The organism is Actinomadura kijaniata NBRC 14229, from assembly GCF_001552175.1.
In the GTDB taxonomy this organism is placed as follows: domain Bacteria; phylum Actinomycetota; class Actinomycetes; order Streptosporangiales; family Streptosporangiaceae; genus Spirillospora; species Spirillospora kijaniata.
The window spans coordinates 1-17600 of sequence record NZ_BCQR01000218.1; the positions used below are offsets into that span (position 1 = coordinate 1).

Annotated in this window: 18 protein-coding genes and 1 pseudogene; 8 read left to right on the plus strand and 11 right to left on the minus strand. The window is 73.1% G+C overall.

The window, feature by feature from the left end; genetic code table 11:
• The coding region (locus tag AKI01S_RS53070) for a hypothetical protein (RefSeq protein ID WP_218010051.1) at positions 1 to 187 on the minus strand (187 nt) is incomplete at its 3' end.
• 473 nt (positions 188 to 660) lie between these two features.
• Between AKI01S_RS53070 and AKI01S_RS43910 the strand changes: the two genes are divergently transcribed.
• Entirely contained in the window at positions 661 to 900 is a 240-nt protein-coding gene (locus AKI01S_RS43910) for a hypothetical protein (RefSeq protein ID WP_067831990.1), read from the plus strand.
• 94 nt (positions 901 to 994) lie between these two features.
• Here the strand turns inward: AKI01S_RS43910 and AKI01S_RS43915 are convergent, their stop codons facing one another.
• Together AKI01S_RS43915 and AKI01S_RS51410 are read right to left on the minus strand one after the other, a co-directional pair.
• Positions 995 to 1843: a matrixin family metalloprotease gene (locus AKI01S_RS43915; protein ID WP_067831992.1), complete on the minus strand. Its 849-nt coding sequence runs from the start codon at positions 1841 to 1843 to the stop codon at positions 995 to 997.
• Positions 1844 to 2201: 358 nt separating this feature from the next.
• Positions 2202 to 3131, minus strand: a complete 930-nt coding sequence (locus AKI01S_RS51410) for a hypothetical protein (protein ID WP_157420575.1) — start codon at positions 3129 to 3131, stop codon at positions 2202 to 2204.
• A gap of 375 nt (positions 3132 to 3506) precedes the next feature.
• On the opposite strand from AKI01S_RS51410, the gene AKI01S_RS43925 reads away from it, so the two are divergent.
• Positions 3507 to 3941: a hypothetical protein gene (locus AKI01S_RS43925; RefSeq protein WP_067831994.1), complete on the plus strand. Its 435-nt coding sequence runs from the start codon at positions 3507 to 3509 to the stop codon at positions 3939 to 3941.
• A 76-nt stretch (positions 3942 to 4017) separates the two neighbouring features.
• Here the strand turns inward: AKI01S_RS43925 and AKI01S_RS43930 are convergent, their stop codons facing one another.
• Both AKI01S_RS43930 and AKI01S_RS43935 read right to left on the minus strand, forming a co-directional pair.
• Positions 4018 to 5427 (minus strand): MFS transporter, encoded by a 1410-nt coding sequence (locus AKI01S_RS43930; protein WP_067831995.1) that lies wholly within the window; start codon positions 5425 to 5427, stop codon positions 4018 to 4020.
• Positions 5424 to 6110, minus strand: a complete 687-nt coding sequence (locus AKI01S_RS43935) for an SGNH/GDSL hydrolase family protein (RefSeq protein ID WP_067831997.1) — start codon at positions 6108 to 6110, stop codon at positions 5424 to 5426. Before AKI01S_RS43935 ends, AKI01S_RS43930 begins: the two co-directional genes overlap by 4 nt.
• Before the next feature lie 54 nt (positions 6111 to 6164).
• On the opposite strand from AKI01S_RS43935, the gene AKI01S_RS43940 reads away from it, so the two are divergent.
• Positions 6165 to 6758 carry a TetR/AcrR family transcriptional regulator gene (locus AKI01S_RS43940; protein ID WP_067831998.1) on the plus strand — a complete coding sequence of 198 codons (594 nt, stop codon included), beginning with the start codon at positions 6165 to 6167 and terminating at the stop codon, positions 6756 to 6758.
• Positions 6759 to 6782: 24 nt separating this feature from the next.
• On the opposite strand, the gene AKI01S_RS43945 is transcribed toward AKI01S_RS43940, so the two are convergent.
• The gene (locus tag AKI01S_RS43945) at positions 6783 to 7658 is read right to left on the minus strand and encodes an alpha/beta hydrolase (protein ID WP_067832015.1); all 876 of its coding nucleotides are present in this window, start codon (positions 7656 to 7658) and stop codon (positions 6783 to 6785) included.
• On the minus strand, positions 7658 to 8218 hold the full coding sequence (locus AKI01S_RS43950) for a quercetin 2,3-dioxygenase (RefSeq protein ID WP_067832000.1): 561 nt from the start codon (positions 8216 to 8218) through the stop codon (positions 7658 to 7660). Before AKI01S_RS43950 ends, AKI01S_RS43945 begins: the two co-directional genes overlap by 1 nt.
• A 74-nt stretch (positions 8219 to 8292) precedes the next feature.
• Between AKI01S_RS43950 and AKI01S_RS43955 the strand changes: the two genes are divergently transcribed.
• Positions 8293 to 8808: a MarR family winged helix-turn-helix transcriptional regulator gene (locus tag AKI01S_RS43955; protein WP_218010052.1), complete on the plus strand. Its 516-nt coding sequence runs from the start codon at positions 8293 to 8295 to the stop codon at positions 8806 to 8808.
• A gap of 4 nt (positions 8809 to 8812) precedes the next feature.
• Here AKI01S_RS43955 and AKI01S_RS43960 read toward each other — a convergent pair whose 3' ends face one another.
• Positions 8813 to 11053, minus strand: a complete 2241-nt coding sequence (locus tag AKI01S_RS43960; RefSeq protein WP_067832002.1) for an SCO7613 C-terminal domain-containing membrane protein — start codon at positions 11051 to 11053, stop codon at positions 8813 to 8815.
• Between the two features lie 158 nt (positions 11054 to 11211).
• On the opposite strand from AKI01S_RS43960, the gene AKI01S_RS43965 reads away from it, so the two are divergent.
• Positions 11212 to 12600 (plus strand): peptidase associated/transthyretin-like domain-containing protein, encoded by a 1389-nt coding sequence (locus tag AKI01S_RS43965; RefSeq protein ID WP_067832003.1) that lies wholly within the window; start codon positions 11212 to 11214, stop codon positions 12598 to 12600.
• An 81-nt stretch (positions 12601 to 12681) separates the two neighbouring features.
• On the opposite strand, the gene AKI01S_RS43970 is transcribed toward AKI01S_RS43965, so the two are convergent.
• Positions 12682 to 13425: a M15 family metallopeptidase gene (locus tag AKI01S_RS43970; protein WP_067832005.1), complete on the minus strand. Its 744-nt coding sequence runs from the start codon at positions 13423 to 13425 to the stop codon at positions 12682 to 12684.
• Positions 13426 to 13660: 235 nt separating this feature from the next.
• On the opposite strand from AKI01S_RS43970, the gene AKI01S_RS43975 reads away from it, so the two are divergent.
• Positions 13661 to 14209, plus strand: coding sequence for a hypothetical protein (locus tag AKI01S_RS43975; RefSeq protein ID WP_157420577.1), 549 nt, complete (start codon positions 13661 to 13663; stop codon positions 14207 to 14209).
• A gap of 18 nt (positions 14210 to 14227) precedes the next feature.
• Complete coding sequence (locus AKI01S_RS43980) at positions 14228 to 14908, plus strand: rhomboid-like protein (protein WP_067832009.1); 681 nt, start codon at positions 14228 to 14230, stop codon at positions 14906 to 14908.
• On the opposite strand, the gene AKI01S_RS43985 is transcribed toward AKI01S_RS43980, so the two are convergent.
• Positions 14905 to 15891 carry an adenylate/guanylate cyclase domain-containing protein gene (locus AKI01S_RS43985; protein ID WP_245682038.1) on the minus strand — a complete coding sequence of 329 codons (987 nt, stop codon included), beginning with the start codon at positions 15889 to 15891 and terminating at the stop codon, positions 14905 to 14907. The genes AKI01S_RS43980 and AKI01S_RS43985 overlap by 4 nt on opposite strands.
• Before the next feature lie 104 nt (positions 15892 to 15995).
• Between AKI01S_RS43985 and AKI01S_RS43990 the strand changes: the two genes are divergently transcribed.
• Entirely contained in the window at positions 15996 to 16757 is a 762-nt protein-coding gene (locus tag AKI01S_RS43990) for a MerR family transcriptional regulator (protein ID WP_067832012.1), read from the plus strand.
• On the opposite strand, the pseudogene AKI01S_RS52215 reads toward AKI01S_RS43990, so the two are convergent.
• A pseudogene (locus AKI01S_RS52215) lies at positions 16758 to 17600 on the minus strand (RNA polymerase sigma factor); the annotation flags it as partial. It abuts the gene before it with no gap.

Sequence of the window (17600 nt, forward strand, 5' to 3'; positions counted from 1 at the left end):
AGGCCGCCGCGGCGTCGGCGCCCGCGGCGCCCGCGGCGTGGCCCGCGACCAGGGCCGCCCGAACGCGCCGCGCCCGCGTCGGCGGCAGGTCGTCGGCGTGGACAGCCCCCGTCGCCCCGTCGGCGGGAAGAGACGAGCCGCCGCTTCCCTGCGGAATTGTCGGCGCACTCAATCCCTGGGCTGCCATTTCGGTGTCCTTCCCACGGTTGAACAACCGCGGCGCTCCACGTGGAGTGACCAGGCGGCTGCACGGGCGCTTCGCAATCATCCCGCCGTTTCGACTTGATCTGGACAATGCTGGAAAACGCACCAAATCAACAAGGCGGTTAACGTCCACCAGCATGACAGACCGGCCGGGGTCGGCTCATTCTTTTTAACGAACGTCGAATCAGTTTTGGGTAAGTAGAAAACCTTTCTCGCGTTTCCTTGGAAGGTATGATGTACATCCCTCGGCAAGGGAGGGCAACATCCACCCAAACTTGCCGAAGGTGAAGTTCGGCGACACCCGGGCGGCCGGGTTACTGCAATTCCAAAAAAATCTTCAAGAGTCGCAATCACGGCGTGGCCGAGGTCGTTTCGGGAATGCTGCATCAGCGAAAATGATTCATGCGCCGACAGGCGTGATTTGCGTCTTGTCCGCAGAGAAGGAGAGGAAGAACCATGAAGGGTCTGGCCCGTACCGGCCTCCTGGCGTTGGTCGTCGGCGGCGCGCTGATGAGCGCGACTCCCGCGATGGCCCACGGAGACGACAACGACGAGTACCAGAGCAACTCTCAGATCCTCGGCGTCCAGACGTGCCGCGACGTCAACGTCGGCGTGATCGCCGTTGTGATCGACAACATCCTGGCCACCAACAAGGAGCACGGCCACTGCGCCAACGGCTCGGCCATCGACGACTAACAAGTCGCGAGTACGGTCCACGTACTCGGAGGGGAGAGCCGGTTCCATCGGCTCTCCCCTTTCGTTTCCCCTCACGCGGTGGGGCCGGGCGGGCTCAGCCCTCCCCCTTCGGCCCGTACAGCCGCAGGAGACCGAGGTAGTCCCCCCAGCCCAGGGTCGACGCGCCGGTGTCACACGCCTTGATCACCGGCGCCATGGTGAGCGCGGAGTGCGCCTTCCCGTCGGTGTGGCCGAGCCCGAGCAGGTGCAGGGCCTCGTGGGTCGCCGCCGACGCCAGGTCGTAGTGGTTGGCGGGGCAGCGGCCCTTGCTGACCCCCGAGAGCCACCACGGCCTCCCCTTCGCCCGGAGGAGGACGTCGCCCTCGACGGTGTGCCGCCACACCTGCCAGGCGCAGGACACGCCGAGCACCCACGGCTCGACGCCCCGCATCTCCCCGAGACCGATCACGCTCTGCCCGTCCCGGCGGGAGCAGGAGCCGTTCGCGCCGATATTGGGGCGGGCGTCCGACTTGCCGAGAAACTCCGCACGGATGTTGGGCGCGGGTGTGAACCTCTTCTCCGGCGTGCAGTCGGTCACGGCGTTCACCGCGTTCGAGACGCCCCGGACGATTTCCCGTGCGAAGTCGCCTTCGTCCAGTCCTCCCGTCTGGCCGTCGAAGTAGTACTTCCACCTGATGGTGCTGGATCTGCGCCAGGACAGTTTGGTGGAGGCCCACGACGAGTCGTTGCACGCGTCGCGTTCGGCGATCCGGTCACCGGGTTCCGGCGACTCCTCCTCCGGAGGGGTCCCGCTTTCGAGCAGAACGGCGTCCTCCGCCGGGTCGTAACCGGCCCGGACGGCATCGGCGTCCCGCAGGCCGATCACGCGTGCCGACACCCATCCGTTCTCGCGCGGCACGGTCATGGTGACGCCGCCGCCGATGTCGATTCTCTTTCCGCGCATATCGCACCGATCGACCGGTATCCGGCGCGGCAGCGCGTCGAGCTCGGCGGGCGTTCCCTCCTGCGGACACCAGGACGGAACCGCCCGATGCGCCGGCTCCATCGCGTGCCCCGGAGGTCCGGCCCCCACCAGAACGGTCGCCGCCGAGGTGAGGGCGACGCCGAGGGAGCAGTACCGGTTTTTGTCTTCCATGGCTCTGTTCACTGGTTCCCGCCCGACTAGGACAATTGGCCGACCACTTGTACGAGCCATGCTTTCTGGAATCGAACTTCGTTAAACACATTCCAGAGTAAAGATTGACCCTCTCCACGGAGTGTCGCGGTTGCCCGATTGCCTCCACCGGCCGGGTGAACCCTCGCTAGCCGCCCCGCCCGACATGGAGCGCGGCATTCCCGATCACCTTTATCCACGCCACCTTGAATCGAATGGGGCGCCGGTCGGCCGGTCGTGGATGAAGCTTTCCGTCGGAAACGGAGAGATTGACGACGAGATGGGCCCGAAACCCCTTCTCGATTCCCTTTCCGTCCGCGAAGGCCAGGCGCATGCGCCGCCCCGCCGGGGCGGTGAACCACCTGGTGTCCTTCCTTCCCAGATGAACGGCGATGTCAACCCAGCGCCCCCGGTCGACGTCCCGGGAGCGGAAGAATTTCACGGTCCGGGCCGGATGGCTGACGAACTCCAGGATGTCGGGGTGGTCCGCATGCCATTCGAACAGGTCGACCTCGTTGTTCCCCCGCCGCCAGGTCCACATCCCCGGCCACGAGCCCCTGCGGGCGTCGGGCAGCCGGACCCGGGCGACGACCAGGTCCCCCTGCCGGACGGTGAAGCCCCTTCCGCCCGAGCCGCACGAGTCGCCCGTGGTGATCAGCCCGGTGCGCCACCGCCCGGCGCCGGCGGGGGTGGCGGTGATGTCGAGCGCCCCGCGCCGGACGCGCAACGCGCGGCGGTCCAGCCGGTCCAGCTTGTAGCGGCCGGAATTGTGGAGGCAGTTGGAATACGCCGCGCTCTTCCATCCCCACCTCTTTCCCCGGCCGACCTCCAGGGAATTGAACCGCTCGTGGAAACGGACTCGTCCCCGCCATTTGACGAGCGTCGCCGGGGCGCCGGGGCGGCGGTCCTCCGACAGGGCGTACGGCGACGGCGAGACGCTCGCTCCGGGCGTTTCCGGGGGCGTCCCCTCCACGCTCCGACGCGTCACGTCATCGGAGACACAACCTTTGGAGACGGCGAGCAGAGTGCCCGCACCGGCCAGAATTCCCATCGCGCACCGAAAAGCGGTCTTCGACAAGTACTCATCCTTCCGGCGCGTCTGTTTCCGGGACCTGAGCGTGGAGAGGCGAACGGGCTCGCCGCGGCACAAGGGGCCGAAACCACGGCGAGCCCTCCGGCAGGCGGGCGGCACTGACCAGTCGGGTCAGGCTAGCCCAGCACGCCGCTTCCCCCCGGCACGGCGGAAGCGCATTGCCCTTCTTTTGGGAGAGGAATTCCGCGAAAGGGGAAGTGGAGCCGGACGTCCTTTTCCGGCGGCGCGGAGCCGCGGGCGGGCACCGGCGGGTGGCCCCTGGGGGCTAGCACCGCCCGGTGAGGTTGGCCCCCTGGTTCCTGTCCGCCCGGCACCGGGGGTCACCACAATGTGCTGCGCAACCAGCGACGAAGGGACACCATGCGGAAGATCGTCCTCACCTGCGCCGCCGCCGCGATCGCGATGGGCGTGACGGCTCCGGTCGCCGAGGCCGCGCCGAAGACGAAGGGCAGCTGGAACCTCACCGCGACCACGCCGAAGGGCGTCGGGTACGTCAAGGCGTCGGGCAAGTGGGAGTGGAAGAAGAAGACCAAGTCCACCAGGATCACCGGGACGGTGCGGAACACCCTGGTCCCCGACCCCAACGCCGCGTGGGTGGTCTTCCACCTCGACTCCCCCAAGGGCAAGCCCTGGAAGAGGAGCCGCTCGTCGCACGGCCCGTCGGTCAAGATCGACTACACCTTCAAGGACCCCAAGGGCACCCGGAAGGTCTACGCCAAGAAGTGCATCACGCTGACGCTCGAGGACAAGCCGTTCCAGAAGATCGTCTGCTCCAAGCTGGTCCGGATCAAGTAGGAGCCTGACCGCTCTCCCGCGCCGCGTCGGCGGACGGCCATTCCCCCCGGCCGTCCGCCGACGCTTCGGTGGGCCGTCAGGGGGCGCTCCGCTCGGAGAGCGGAGCGGGTTCCTCTCTCCGGGGAGCGGGCACCGGCCGCCGGCGGGGCAGCAGGAACACCAGGACCGCCGCGGTCACGGCGGCCGCGCAGGTGACCAGCGACGCCGCCGCCAGGGCTTCGGCCGCCCGGGAGGGGGCGGTGAACGTCCCGAAGAACACGACGCCGACGACCGCCACGCCCAGTGCGCCGCCGACCTGCTGAGCCGTGGACAGCACGCCGGAGGCGACGCCGGCGTCCTCGGGGGCGATCCGGCCCAGGACGGCGTTCAGCGCCGGGGTGATCAGCATTCCGCCGCCCGCGCTCTGCAGCACGAGGGTCGGGATCACCGCCGCCGGGGTGTAGTCCACGCCGCCGGACAGCAGGAGCGCCGTGGACGCGTAGCCGAGGGCCAGCACGATCGCGCCGATCTCCAGGACGCGGCGTCCGTGGACGGGGACCAGGCGTCCGGCCAGCAGGCTGAAGACGAAGAACGTGACGGCCGCGGGGGTGTAGACCAGCCCCGCCTCCAGCGCCGACAGGCCCAGCCCGTCCTGGAGCGAGACCGACAGGACCAGGTAGTAGGACGTCACGGCGGTGTAGACGACCAGGACCAGGGGCACCCCGACGGAGAACGCCCGGGTCCGGAACAGCGAGATCCTGACCAGGGGGTCGCCGCCGCGAGCCGCGATCCGGCGTTCCAGGAGGACGAAGGCGGCCAGGAACGGGATGCTCGCGGCCAGGAACGCCCAGGTCCACCCGGTCTCCTGGATCAGGGGGAACACCACCAGGAACAGCGCCACGCTGAGCACCGCCACGCCGCGCAGGTCGAGCCGGCGGGCGCGCGGCGCGGTGGACTCCGGCAGCCGGCGGGCCGCCAGCGCCATCGCGGCCAGGCCGATCGGCACGTTGATCCAGAACACCGACCGCCAGCCGGTGCCGAGCACGTCGGCCCCGATCAGCAGGCCGCCGACCAGCTGCCCCGCGATGCTGGCCGTTCCGAGCGCCACTCCGAGCGTGCCGAAGGCGCGGTGCCGGTCCCGTTCGGGGACGAGCACGGTGAGGAAGGCGTACACCTGCGGCAGCATGAGCGCCGCCCCCAGTCCCTGGGCGAGGCGGGCGGCGACGAGCAGGGCGGCGGTCTGCGCCAGTGCGCAGACGACCGAGGAGGCGGTGAACGCGCCCAGGCCGACGAGGTAGGTCCGGCGGCGGCCGTACAGGTCGCCGAGGCGCCCCCCGGTGATGAGCAGCACCGCGTAGGTGAGCTGGTACCCGGCCAGGATCCACTGGAGCTGGCCGTCGCTCGCGTGCAGGTCGGCCTGGATCTTGGCCCCCGCGACGATGACGATGAACGAGTCGAGGGTCGCCATGAACGCCCCGACCAGCACGGTCGCGACCGGGCGGGTCACGGCCGCGCCCCCTCGGCGTCGAGCAGGCGGGCGAGCCCCTTGACGATCTCGGTGGCCATCACCGCCTGCCCGACGGCGGCGAAGTGGATGCCGTCCGCGCTCAGCAGGTCGGGGCGGTCGTTGACGGGGTGGTCCCACATGTCGACCAGGACCGCGCCGTGCTCGACGGCCAGCCCGCGGACGATGTCGTTGACCCGGCGCACCCGGTCGGTCCAGTCGGGGTAGCGCGGCACGACGAACGCCCTGCCCAGGGTGACCGTCGTGAGCTGCGCGCCGGTCCTGGCGGCGGCCTCGAAGAGCTGGGCCAGCTCGGCCTCGATGAAGGTGTAGTCGGGGTCGCGCCGGAACAGGTCGTTCGCCCCGGAGGGCACGTGGACCAGGTCGGGGCCGAACTCCACGAGCCGGTCGAGCTGCGAGAGCAGCGTCCAGGAGGTCGTCGCGCCGGTCTCGGCGGTGTTCAGGTAGGCCAGGTCGGGGTGCACCCAGCGCAGCACGTCGGCGACGCGGTCGGGCCAGCCCAGGCTGGCGTATCCGGGGCTCGGGTCGCCGGTCCCGGCCGACAGACTGTCGCCGACGCTCGCGAAGCGCCGCCACGGCGCGTGCGCGAGCAGGTCGGCGGCCGCGGCGGCGGGCAGGCAGTGGGGATCGTTCTCTTCGGTGAGGAAGGGGGTCGCTGTGGTCACAAACAAAACGTACGATCGTTCGTACGTTTTTTTCAAGAGTAGGTTGGAGTCGCTGTGAGCACCGACCAACGCCTGGCGCGCGGAGCGCGCACCCGAAGAGCGATCACCCGCCATGCCGCCGACGTCGCCTCCGTCGAGGGGCTGACCGGCCTGACCCTCGGCCGCCTCGCCACCGACCTGGGACTGAGCAAGAGCGGGGTGGCGACGCTGTTCCGCACCAAGGAGCAGCTCCAGCTGGCCACCGTCGAGACCGCGCGGGAGACGTTCCTCGACGCGGTCGTGCGGCCCGCGCTGGAGGCGCCGGAGGGGACGGCCCGCCTGCGTGAGCTCGTGGAGCGGTGGCTGTCCTACGCCGAGCGGCCGGTGTTCCCCGGCGGCTGCTTCTGGGCGGCCAACCTGCCCGAGTTCGACAGCCGCCCCGGCCCGGTCCACGACGCCCTGCGGCGGCAGCGGGAGTCGTGGCTGTCGCTGCTCGCCGACCAGTTCCGCCACGCGGCCGGGGCGGGCGAGACCGCCGAGCCGGACGTCGGGCTGGCGGTCTTCCAGATCGACGCGGCGCTCAACGCCGCCAACACCGCCCTGCGCCTCGGCGAGCCGGACGCCGCGGACAGGGTCCGCCGCGTGGTGGACGGCCTCCTGCGCCGCTGACCCCGCCCCCGCGGGGGTCGCGGGTCAGGCCGCGTGGCGGAGGGCGAACGCCAGGGAGTCGGCGAAGACGCGTTCGACCTCGGACCCGGGGACGCCCAGCCACATGTGGTCGGCGCCCGGGACCGTGTCCAGGGTCGCGTCGGCCCCCGCCCTCCTGAGTGCCTCCGCCAAGTGCTCGCTCTGGCGGTGGGGGATCAGGCTGTCCTCCGATCCGTGGACGAGCAGGAACGGCGGAGCCGACGCGGTCACGTGGGTGACGGGGCTCGCCTCGCGGGCCCGGGCGGCGCGCGCCACGGGGGCTCCCAGGAGGCGCGCCTCGGGGGTGGCCGGGTCGTTCGTGTACGACTCGCCGTCGGGGTGGTGCTCCGCCAGGGCCGGGAGATCGCTGTGGCCGTACCAGGCGACGCACGCCCTCGCGGGGGCCGTCAGCGCCGCCAGGGACGCCAGGAGCGCGCCCGCCGACTCGCCCCACAGCACGGTGCGGGCGACGTCCAGGTCCAGGTCGGTCCGCGTCGCCAGCCAGGTCCGGGCCGCCGTGACGTCCTCCAGCTGGGCCGGGTACGGCGCCTCGCCGCTCAGGCGGTAGTCGACGCTCGCCACCGCGAAGCCCGCCCGGGCCATGCGGGCGAACGGGCCCGGCGTCCAGTCGCGCGTCAGGGGGCTCATCACCGAGCGCCTTCCCGCGCGCCAGGCCCCGCCGTGGACGTAGAGGATCACCGGGAGCGGCGCGCTCGCGTCCGCGGGGAGCCACAGGTCCAGCTCCAGGGGACGGAAGCCCGGGACGAACGCGTAGGGCGCTCCCCGGTGGAGGACCACCCCGTCGGCCGGACGCTCGGCCGGGGGCAGGGGCAGGCGCGCGGGGTCCGGAGGGCGCCGCAGGGCCGGGAGGTCGGGGTGCATCAGTCCGCCGTCCTCCACTCGAAGCCGGGCAGGAAGCGCACGTCGAACTCCCGCTGCGCCCGGCCGAAGTCCGCGGGGTCCGGGATGTACGGCTCGGCGGGGAGGCCGAGGGCCTCGGTGGGGGTGCCCAGGTTCTCGAAGAAGCGCTCGTAGGTGCCGGAGGGGCCCGCCGCCACGCCGACGATGCGGCTGTGGTCGCGTTCCACGCGGTAGGCGTGGGCGCAGTTCTTGGGGACGAAGCCGAAGTCGCCCGAGGTCAGCAGCTTCTCGTGCTGCTCGCCCGCCAAGTCTTCGACGAACAGGCGGACGGCCCCGTCGGTGACGTAGAAGACCTCGTAGGTCTCGGGGTGGACGTGGGCCGGGATCAGATCGCCCCTGGGGCCCTCGACGGTGAAGAAGTTGAAGGTGTTCTCGGTCTGCTCGCCGCCGCAGTAGACGGTGACCAGGTCCGTGAACAGGTGCGCCCGGTCCCCCAGGCCCTTCTCCACGAAGTAGGGCCGGGTGGGGTCCGGGGGCAGGAACGAGCGGGCGCGGTGGGGGGTGGCGTACTCGATCGTCATCGGCGCTCTCCTGGGGGACGACGAAATTTTTGTCAGGTTACCTGACAATCGTGGCGCGGATATCCTCGGTGGCCATGTCCGCACGCAACCTGCCGCAGCTGTTCGCCGACGCCCGGCGCTGGTTCGAGGACGCCCTGCTGGCGAGCATGCGGGAGGCGGGCGAGCGGCCGGTGACCGTCGCGCAGGCCTCGGTGTTCGGGGCGCTGGACGCGGAGGGGACCTCGGCGTCGGAGCTGGCGCGGCGGATGGGGGTGACGCGGCAGACCGTGCACCAGGCCGTGCACGGCCTGATCGCGATGGGGCTGCTGGAGCAGGTGCCCGATCCGGCGTCGGCGCGCAGCCGGCTGGTGCGCCTGACCGCGGAGGGCGAGCGCGTCCACCGTCGCGCCCGGGCGACGATCGCGGTCCTGGAGGGCGTGCTCGCCGAACGGATCGGGACCGCGGCGGTGGACGCGCTGCGTGACGCGCTGACCGTTCCGTGGGGGGATCCCCCGCTCGTCCCGGCTCCCCCGCCGGAGCGCCGGGGCACGGTCGGCGGCGAGCCGGCCCCGGTGCCCGCCGAGAACGGTCAGGGACGGGGGCCGACGTGAGGGTTCAGCGCAGGGCCGTGAACGTGGTGCGCAGGCGGCGCAGGTCGCGCAGGCGCTGTTCGTAGGTCGCGCCGACGACCAGGGTGAACAGGCCCAGCGCCGCCACCGGGGCCCAGCCGGGCACCCGGGTCAGGAACTCGGTGACCAGCGGCGCGACGGCGTTGCCCGCCACCAGCAGGACGGTCGCGCCGCCCAGCAGCAGCGGGGCCTGGAGACGCAGCCGCACGCCGGCCAGCGTGACGGCCAGGGCCGCCAGGGCGAGCAGGAGCGGGCGGGGGCCGTGGCCGGGCCAGGCCGCGACGAGGCTCGGGACCAGCGCCACCGCCAGCGCCGGGCCGTGGCGTTCCCAGGAGGACGCGGCGCGGCGCAGGCCGAGGGCCAGGAGCACGGCCGAGACCGGGGCGGCGTACGCCTCCACGGCGGTGACGCCGATCGTGAGCAGGAACGTCCACCACGCCGCGCCGAGCGCCGCCACGCCGGCCCAGCCGACCCGGCGGCGTCCGGGGCGCGTCGCGACGCCCAGCCCCAGCAGGCCGGTCAGCGCGAACGCCAGGGCGAGCGGGCCGGGCCGGTCGTGGGTCATCGCGAGGGCGACCGGGACGAGCAGCCAGGCCACGACCTCCCCCAGCGTGCTGCGGGCCCACAGCGCGACGGCCGTCCCGGCGGTGGCGGACGCCAGCAGCGCGAACGCGGCCTGGTGCGGCGCCAGCCAGGGCAGGCTGAGCGCGGCCGTGAGGCCGCCCAGGCTGAGGACCGCGAACGCGACCGCCGGGTTCCGCAGCCGGGGGACGGCGGCGGCGACGACCGCGCCGAGCAGCAGGTGCGCGGCCAGGACCAGCGTCTCGGTCCCGGCGTCCGGGGCTGCGGCGAACGTCCACAGCGCGACGGGCGGCACCGTCGCGGCGGCCGCGACCGGGACGCGGAGGGAGCGGTCGAGCGCCGCCCACAGGCCGAGCGAGACCGCCAGCGCGAGCCCGGTGGTCCACGACGGCGCGGCCGTCAGCGCGGCCAGCGCGACCAGCGGCGGCGTCGCCGGGCGGTACGGCGTCCAGGCTCCCGCCGCCAGCAGCGACAGGACGACCGGCGTCGCGACGAGGAAGCCTCCCGGCGCCCCGTGGACGAACGGGCCCGCCAGCACGGCGAAAACGTCCAGCGACGCCTGGACCGCGGCGACCGCGAAGACCGGCAGCGTGCCCGCGGCGACGGGGACGACCACGGGGGGCAGCCGCCCCCCGGCGTTCGGAAGGGCGAGCGCGGCGGCGGACACCAGGACCGCGGCGACGGCCGGGGACGCGGCGGACCAGGCGTCGGGGAGCGCGAACGCCAGGGCGGCGGCGCCGGCCAGGCCGGTGACGGCGGCGATCTTCGCGTCCAGGCGCAGCGCCCACCCCAGGGCCGTGGCGGCGGCGCACGCCGGCAGCGCGACGCGCGGTTCGACGGCGAACGCCGCCAGCGTCCCGAGAAGGCCGGACAGCAGGCCGAGGAGGGTGGCGGCGCCGCGTTCGGGGCCGGACAGCAGCTCCCGGACGGCCAGGTTCGCCAGGGACAGCAACAGGAGCGCCACCGCCGCGCCCGCCTCCGGGACGTCCAGCGCGACCAGCGTGAACAGCGGCGGCGTCTGGCCTGCCAGGACCGCCAGCGGGGCGGGCAGCCGCAACGGCGCGTACCGGGCGTAGCACGCCCATCCGGCGGTGACGGCGGTCGCCGCCCCGGCCGCGTACCAGGGGCCGTCCACCGCGCCCAGGCCGAGCACGTTCCCGGCGCGCGCGGCGTAGCACTGGAGCACGACCAGCAGCAGGCCGACGACCGCGAGGGTCTCGGCGGTCGCGGTCAGTCCCCGCCGGGTCAGCGGCCGGGCCGCGCCGAGCGCGACCGCCGTGAGCGTCAGCAGGATCAGCGCCCGCGCGCCCATGCCGAGCGACCCCCAGCTGATCGCCGTGAACGCCAGCGCCGCGACGCCCAGCAGCGCCCCGCCGAGCGCGAGCAGCACGTTGCGCGCCCCGAGCCGCGACACCTCGCGCGGCGCGCGGGACGCGTCCGCGACCGGAACGCCGCGGGGCTCGGACGGGGCGAAGTGCAGGGCGGCGAGCAGCTCCACGCGGTACCGGGCGAGGTGGCGGATCTGCTCGTCCACACGCCACAGCTCCGCCGCCCACGGGCCGGTGAGCGTCAGCTCGCAGCGGGGGCACGACGGCCGGGCGGGCAGCGGCAACGCGGTGCCGCACGACGGGCAGGAAGGGCGCATGGCACCAGGCTCGCCGCGGCGGGCCGCCGTGCCATCCGCTCAGGTACTCAAGTTCCGGCTGAGTGCCCGGGTCACGGTTCGGTCGCGGTGTCAACCCGCGGTGATCGTCGGACGTCCTCTCTGCGCATGTCAACGATCAACGCCCCCGAGGTGATTTCTTGAGCCGGACCCTGTCCGTCGGCCCCCTGTCGATCGGTGTCGCGGGTGCGCTGCTGCTGTCGTCGCTGAGCGCCGCGCCCGCCGTCGCCGCCGAGGGCGATCCCGTCACCCCCGTCATCACCCTCGCGGCCGCGCCCGCCTCGGTGGACCCCGAGCACCCGACCGCCGCGATCTCCGGGAAGGTGACCGCCAAGGAGACCGGCGCCGCCCTGCCGGGCGTCCCGGTCGACCTGAGCACCTCCTGGGGCGACGTCACCGACGCCACCACCGCCGACGACGGCTCCTTCACCGCCACGCTCAGCCCGACCGGCGAGCAGGGCCCCGTCCCGGTGACGGCGCACGTGGTCGCGGCCGAGGGCCACTCCGCCGGGCAGTCCGAGCCGGTGTATGTCGCGGTGCAACGCGGCACGCCCGAGGTGACGCTGAAGGCCGACCGGTCCAAGGCCGACGAGGGCCAGCAGGTCACGTTCACCGGAAAGGTCGCCCACAAGGGCACGCCGCTGGCGAACCTGCCGCTCACGCTCGACTCCAGCCGCTTCTCCTGCGGGAACGGCTACATCCACCCCGTCCAGTTGAAGACCGACGCCAACGGCGAGTACCGGCACACCGCCAAGGCGCTGTGCGGCACGGACTACACCGTCGTCACGGCGGGCCGGGGCTTCTACGAGAGCGGGCGCAGCGCGGCCCTCCCGCTCGCGGTGCGGCAGCGGTCGGTCCTCTCGTTCAGCGCCTCGCTGAGCGCCTACGGCGAGTTCAACGCCAGCGGCGGCATCACCGTCCCCACCACCTCGCAGAGCATGAACGGCAAGAAGGTGGTGCTGGAGCACTCCTACGACGGGAAGACCGGCTGGAAGGCCGCCAGGACGCTGACCGTCAAGGACGACTACTACTTCTCCACGAAGTTCCGGGTGAACGACTCGGGGCACTGGCGGGTCCGGTTCGCCGGTGACACCTCCGTGATGCCCGCGACCAGCCCGGTCCGCAAGACCTGGCGCTGGAACACCCGCATGTCGAAGATCAGCGTCTCGCCGAAGTCGGTCCGCAAGAACCGGTACACGACCGTGCGCGGCACCCTGACGCGGTACTGGCCGAAGCTCGGCCGGCACAGCGCCTACGGCGGCAAGAAGATCCGGGTCATCTTCCGGTTCAAGGGCAAGAAGACCTGGTACCACGCCGGGTGGGCGACCACCGACGGCAAGGGCCGCTACACCCGCAAGCTGCGCGCCTACGGCGACGGCTACTTCGCGGCGATCTTCGCGGGCACCTCGGACACCTGGGCCTCCGAGACGCCGAACGACGGCTACGTCAACACCTACGCCCTGCGGGGCCCCGGCGACGCGTCGCCCCTCACCGTCTTCTCGGTGCAGCCTCCCCCGAACCTGCCGTAACGGCATCCCTTCCGAACGGGCCGTCCCCTCCGCGCCGGGGGGCGGCCCGTTCCGCGTTCGCGCCGCCCGCCGCGCCGGGGACTACTGCACCGGGAAGTCGAAGTACCGGTTGGGGAACGGCTCGTTCTTCAGCGTGAAGTGCCACCACTCCTTGGAGTAGTTGGCGAAGCCCTGGCGTTCGAGGGTGGTCTTCAGCAGCTTCCGGTTCGCCTTGGCCTGTCCCGTGACGCGGGGGTCGGCGGTGTTGGCGAGGGAGTCGAAGCAGTCGTAGCCGGTGCCCATGTCGACCGAGTTGTCGGGGAAGCGCCGGGCCTGCGGGCCGGTGCAGGGCTGGAGGGGCTCGCCCGGAACGTAGGGGCGCTGGGCGCGCGCCGGCAGCTTCACCAGGGTGAGGTCCACGGTGCTGCCCCGGCTGTGACCCGACTTCTTCGCGATGTACCCGCCGGAGAACAGGCGGGTCTTGCTCATCCACGGGTAGAACTCGCGCTTCATGCGCTGGTCGTCCACGTCCTCGGCCCAGCGGACGAAGTGGTTGACGGCGCGCTGCGGGCGGTAGCAGTCGTACACCTTGAGGGTGTAGCCCTTGGCCACGAGCGCGCGCTGCGCCTTGGCCAGGGCGGTCGCGGCCTTCTTGGTGAGGACGCACTTGGGCGCGCGGTAACCGTCGATCGGGCGGCCGACGAAGTTGTGCGCGGTCTGGTAGCGGATGTCGTGCAGGACGCTGGGGGCGACCTGGCGCAGGTCGACGAAGCCGTCCGGGAGGGCGGGGGCGGCGGTGAGGCCGGAGGCCAGCAGGGGGACGGCGGCCAGGGAGTTCAGGAGCATCGGGTTCCCTTCCACACAAGATGATCTTCCGCGCGTACCCCGCCGAGGGTAGGGACGGCGGCGGGCCCGCGCCACCGTTTCCGGCGGGTGGCGGGAAACGCCGGTCGTCCCGATGTCATGACGCGGCCCCCGGAGGCCCCACGCGGCGTCACGTTCCGTTAGGAATGGAGTCGGAGAGTGGCCGCCGGGCGGCCGCCTCGACCCGTCTTCCATGGAACAGAGGAGAACCGTGCGCATGACCGGTATGCGACGCAAGCTGATGATGACCGCCCTGTCGGGCGCGGGGATCGCCGTCGGGTTGGTGGCCGTCGGGAGCGGGGCCGCGGCGGCCGACGGCCACAGCGTCGTGGTGGAGGTGCGGGACACCTTCGTCACGACGAAGGTGAAGGACGCGACGTCCTACACCTACGACCCCGCGCTCGTGCCCGCCGGGGCGCGGGTGAAGGTGCGGTCGGTCAGCGTGCGCGGGCAGCGCAACGTCACCACGCTGTGGCTGGGCGGCCTGAAGCCGCGGACCCACTTCATGGCGCATGTCCACGTCGGCCGGTGCGGGGTGGACCCGCTGGCGAGCGGCGGGCACTACCAGCACCGGGTCGGCGGCCCCGTCGACGCCGAGAACGAGGTCTGGTTCTCCGTCCGGACCGACGCGAGGGGCGGCGCGCGGGCCTCCGCCGAGCACAATTGGACGTACGAGCCGGGCCGGTTCCCCGAATCGGTGGTCGTCCACGAGCACGGCCCCCAGGCTCGGAGGATCGCCTGCGCGAGCGTGCCGTTCGCTTCCTGACCCCCTGGAGGAGAGCCGATGAGGGACCCCGCCGACCCGCGTGCCCGTCTCGCCCGCTGGGCCCGCGAGCGGGCGGTGGCGCTCGGCTACCTGGGCGCGCTCGGCGTCGCCGAGGCCGGCTACCGGCTGCTGGGCGAACGCGAGCGCGCGGCGGTCGCCGCCTGGGCCAGCACGAACCTGGACAACCTCGTCACCCACGCGCCCGCCGCGCTGCCGCTGTCGGCGGTGGTCCCCCTCGAACACCCGCTGCTGTGGCTGGGGCTGGCGGCGGTCGCGCTGCCGCCGGTCACCGCCCGGCTCGGCAACGCCCGCACGGCGCTGCTGTTCGGCCTCACTCACACGGTGGGGACGGCCGTCAGCCAGGGCATCGTGTGGTGGCGGGTGACGTCGGGGGACCTGCCGGACTCGGCCCGCCGCATGCTCGACACGGGCGCGTCCTACGTCGTCGCGCCCGCGCTGCTGACGGCGGTGGCGTTCGCGCCGTGGCGGTGGCGGATCCCGGCGGGCGCGGGGCTGGCGGTGCTGCTGCCGTTCCTGTTCGACGGGCTGGCCGAGCTGGAGGTGTCGGCGGTCGGGCACACGGTGTCGCTGGCGCTGGCCGTCCCGCTCTACCTGGCGCTGCGGCGTCCCCCGGGCGCTCCGGCGGCCGGGCCGGGGGACGGCGCACCGCTGGCCGCCGGGCTGCGCGGGGCGGCCTAGGCGTCGGTCCTGCGGAGCAGGCGGGGGCGGACCCGGCCCAGCCCCTGGAGGATGCGCGGGCGGAGCGGGGAGACGTCGTAGTCGCGGGCGTCGGCCAGCTCCGCCGCCAGGGCCTTGTCGACCAGGACCGAGCCGGGGCGGGCCACGGCGGTCAGCCGGGCCGCCAGGTTCACCGGGGTGCCGAACACGTCGCCGTGCCGCATGATGATCTCGCCGTGGGCCAGGCCGACGCGGACGCGCGGGAAGTCGGGGTCCTCGTCGCAGCGCTCGGCGATCCGCAGCCCGATCTCGGCGGCGGCCGCCGCGTCGCCGCTGACGAACAGCACCTCGTCGCCGAGGGTCTTGACGATCCGGCCGCCCAGCTCGGCCACGACCTCGGTGGCGGTCGTCTCGAAGCGTTCCACGAACACCGCCAGCTCGTCGCCGTCCATCCGGCGGCTCATCCGCGTGAACGACACCACGTCGGCGAACCCGACCGACTGGTGGGCGACCCCGGCGGCCAGGTCGGCGGTCTCGGAGATCGTTCCGGCGGCGGCGCGGAGCCCGGCGGCGGCGAGCTGGCGCCGCCAGCCGTGGACCAGCAGCCGTTCGAACGCCGGTTGCAGGTCGCTGGTCGCCTTCAGCGCGGCGCGCACCGTCTCGGGGGTGGCGGGCCCGTCGAACGCGTTGCGCTCGCTCAGGCTGCGCAGCCACACGTCGCCGAGCCAGCTCGCCAGGCGGCCCATCGTCTGGCCGACGCCGCGGGCGAGCTGGAGCACCATCTCCTCGTCCACGACCTCCTCGGCCAGCAGCTCCCTGATCTCCAGCAGGGCGGCCAGGTCACCGTCGGTGAACGCGCGCTCGTCGTCGGGCGGGGCGGGCAGCCCCAGCGCCTGCCAGATCCGGCGCGCGTACTCGGGGTCCATCCCGGCGCGTTCCTCGATCTCGTCACGCGTGTAACGGAGCGGAGAGCCGAGCAGCGTCTCCTCGATATCCTGGGACAACCGGGGATCCGCCATGGGCACCTCGTCTGCGACATCGATCGATGGCGCAATCGTGCCGAGTAAGATCGCTGGCGGTCAAGAAGGACGAAACCGGCGGGCGGGGCATGGCCGAGTACCGAATCGACGACCTGGCCCGCGCGGCCGGGACCACCGTGCGCAACATCCGCGCCTACCAGGACCGCGGACTGCTGCCGCCGCCCCAGCTGAAGGGCCGTGTCGGGATCTACGACGACTCGCACCTGGCGCGGCTGCGGCTGATCGGCCAGCTGCTCAAGCGCGGGTACACCTTCGCCGTCATCAAGGACCTGGTCGGCGCGTGGGAGACCGGCAAGGACGTCAGCGAGGTACTCGGCCTGGAGAAGGTCCTCACCGACCCGTGGTCCGACGAGATCCCCGGCACCGCCTCGGTGGAGGAGCTGGTCGCGACGTTCGGCGCGGGCCTGGCCGAGGACGAGGTCGCGCGGATGCTGGACCGGACCGTCGCGCTCGGGCTGATCGAGCCGGAGGGCGACCACTACCGGGTGCCCAGCCCCCGGCTGCTGCACGTCGGCGCCGAGCTGGTCGCGGCCGGGATCCCGCTGGACGCGGTGCTGGACATCGCCGAGCAGATCCGTGCCGACTGCGAGGTGATCGCGGGGCGGTTCGTGAACCTGGTCCACGAGCACGTGTTCCAGCGGCTGGAGACCGACATCCCGCCGTCCGGCGAGGAGATCGGGGAGATCGCGGCGGTGGTGCGGCGGATGCGGCCGCTGGTGCGGATGGTGGTGGACCCGTTCATCGCGCGGGCGATGGAGACGCGGGTGCAGGCGGCGCTGGGCGCGCAGCTGGAGACCATCCGCGACCATCTGGCCCGCGAACGGGCCTGATCACACCAGGGTCACGCCCCACTCGACGGCGACCCTGCGCTCCTCCCCGGTCTCGTCGATGAACGTCAGCTCGGCCTCGCCGGGCAGCCCCAGGAACCCGTTCCGCAACTTGATCGTCAGCGCGCCGCTCGCGCCGGCGCCGAGGTCGCCCTCCTCCTGCGACACGGTGACCTTGTCGCTGGAGGACACGACCCGCCAGTCCACCGGGCCGTCCTTGGCGGTGATGGTGACCTGCGCGGTCTTCTTGTTGCCCAGGTTGACCTCGGCAGGGGCCACCACCAGCGTGCCCGGCTTGGGCGGGGCCGGCGGCTTGGGCCTGCCGGGGACGACGGGGGTGGGGGACGGGTCCGTTCCGGGGGTGCCGTCATCCCCGGGGGCCGCGGGGGTGCGGCGGCCGTGGGGGCGGACGGCGGGCGGGGCGTTGCCGGGGGCGCGGCCGACGGGGCTGCGCAGGGCGTCGGACGCGGGCGTCCGGCTGATGACGGGGGTCGGCTTCGGCCCGGAGTTCCAGTGGACGGTGCCCGCCGGGACGGTGATCATCAGTGCGGCGACCAGCGCGGCGACCAGCGCGCCGGCCATGCCGCCGCCGGTGAGCAGCCAGCGGCGCGTGAACGGCGACGCCACGTCCGGCTGCACCGGCATGCCCTCGGGCGTCAGCGTCCCGCCGCGCGCGGCGATGTCGACGCGGTACCCGGCGAGCTCGGGGTCGGTGGCGGTGTGCAGGACGCGGTGCCGCAGCGCGGCGGGCAGCACCGGGGCGGGCGCGGCGGACGGCAGCGCGGCTGCCGGGACCTCCGCGCGGTCCCGGCAGCGGGGGCAGGCGGCGCGGTGGCGTTCCAGGGC